This is a genomic window from Rhodoblastus sp., from assembly GCF_041915505.1.
GTDB lineage: Bacteria > Pseudomonadota > Alphaproteobacteria > Rhizobiales > Beijerinckiaceae > Rhodoblastus.
In genome coordinates, this window is sequence record NZ_JAYSBG010000504.1 from 1 (window position 1) to 1816 (window position 1816).

Annotated in this window: 1 protein-coding gene; it reads right to left on the reverse strand. The window is 66.4% G+C overall.

The window, feature by feature from the left end; translation table 11 throughout:
- Window positions 1–273: 273 nt before the first annotated feature.
- Complete coding sequence (locus ACE3S9_RS19185; RefSeq protein ID WP_374548077.1) at window positions 274–1608, reverse strand: hypothetical protein; 1335 nt, start codon at window positions 1606–1608, stop codon at window positions 274–276.
- Between the last annotated feature and the right edge of the window lie 208 nt (window positions 1609–1816).

A 1816-nucleotide genomic window follows, 5' to 3' on the forward strand; every position in this document is an offset into this window, starting at 1 on the left:
AGGTCGCGCTGGTTGCCGAGCGGCTTGGTCGCGCGGATCTCCATTTTGCCGGGACGCGGATGCTGGTGATAGATCAGCGCGCCCGATTGCAGATCGGACGAAATGCGTTCACTCATGGAGAACCCCCTGAAGTCGTGAGCGGTCGCGCCGCGCGGTCGATCCGCGCGATTCCCTTCGCCGCCTTGTTCAACTCATGCCAATCGGCCCGCGCGGGCGGGTCAACCCCGACGATCGGCCCGCGGGAGCGGGCCGGTCACCTCGATTCACGCCGCTTCAGAGCCTGGTCCCGGACACCGGCTTGGCGGGGCTCGAAGGGGCGGGCGCGCTCGTGACCTCCAGACGATCCAGGAAGGCGCTCGGGTCTTCGATATGAGCGAATTCATCGAGTTTCAAGGGCGAATCCTTGCCCTTGAGCCGAAGCGTAAGAGTCTTGGGATCGGCGATGAATTTCGAGACCGCCTGGGAGGCGACCGCGATGGCTGGGGCGCCGGAGAAAAGCAGCGGCGCCTGGGAGACGATCGCGCGCCATTCGGCCTTGACGGCGTCGGGGGCCTTGCCCTGACTCAGCGCGACAAAGGTGACCACCTTGTCGAACAGGCCGGCGTTGTCGACGTCGATCTGGGCCCAGTCGAGAAAAACCTGGCGCACGGCCTCTTCGCGGGCCTCCTTGTCGCCGTCGAAAACAATCCGGCCCACGCCCGAGAACTGACCGCTGAGCGCGATGCGGCCGATATTCTTCAGGTCGAGCGCATAGGTCTTGAGGGCGTAGGTCTTGGCGGTGGAATCATAGGCGCCGGCGAAGCGGAATTCGCCGGAAAGCTCGGGATAGCCGAAAGCGGCCAGCGTCTGCCCGCCCTTGGATTGCGGGGGCAGCTTCACATTGACGCCGCTCATCGTCGCCGAACCGTCGCGCGGCGCGCCGTCGGGGTCGAAGTTCTGGTCGATCGTGGTCGCGCCGAAGTGAAGCAGAACGCGATTGCCGCCCGGCGCGCCGGCGGGCGTGGCCTTGTCCACCGCGGAGAGGTCGCCGCCGTCCCAGCCGAGATGGCTGAAGCGAAAGGCGGCGGCTCCGGGGTCACCGGCGCGCAAGGCCGCCGCGAGGCCCGGCATGGAGATCTTCTCGATCCGCAGGGCGCCAAGCTTGAGCGAGGCGTCGCCGCTGTCGTCGGGCAGCACGCCCTCGGCTGAGGCGACGGCGAGGCTTTGCGCGCCGCCATGGGAAATCGATTCGGCGACAATGTCGCGCAGGGTGAAATGATCGCCGCCCTCGGTCTGGACCTCGGCTTCCGGAATGGTCACCCGGCTCGCCTCCATTCGCTCCAGCAGGGCGCCGAGATCCTCGCGCGACAGGGCGCCGGTGAACAGGTTGGTCGCCTCGGCCTGCGAGAGATTGCCGTCCTTGATCGTGATGTTTTTGAACACGATCTTGCCGCCATCCGACTTGCTGGCCAGCACGGCTTCGGCGATGACCACATCGCCGGCCAGAGCCGGAGCGGCGCCGAACGAGACCGCGAGCAGGACCAGGGCGGCGCTGGAGAGGCGCCGCCAGGATTGGGGCGGCCGGGAATGGGGCGGCCAAGAATAAGGCGGCCGGGAAACATGCGTCATGAAAACCTCCGGGGGCGTTCAACTTCGGCGGATTCGCGGCGCCTGCCAAGCAGAACGGATGCAGGGGTAGGCGCGCGGGCCCGAGAGGCGTAAAAAGACCCCCGGCGTGCGTCAAAATTCTGGCACGGAACTGGTATCCCCGGCGAGCGATTCCATTTGCCGGACAAATGGCGGGTTTGGAGAAGGACAATGGTTGAAGTTGTGACGC

Coding starts and splice junctions, on each gene's coding strand:
- ACE3S9_RS19185 (WP_374548077.1), bottom strand. CDS start 1,608: ATGACGCATGTTTCCCGGCCGCCTTATTCTTGGCCGCCCCATTCCCGG.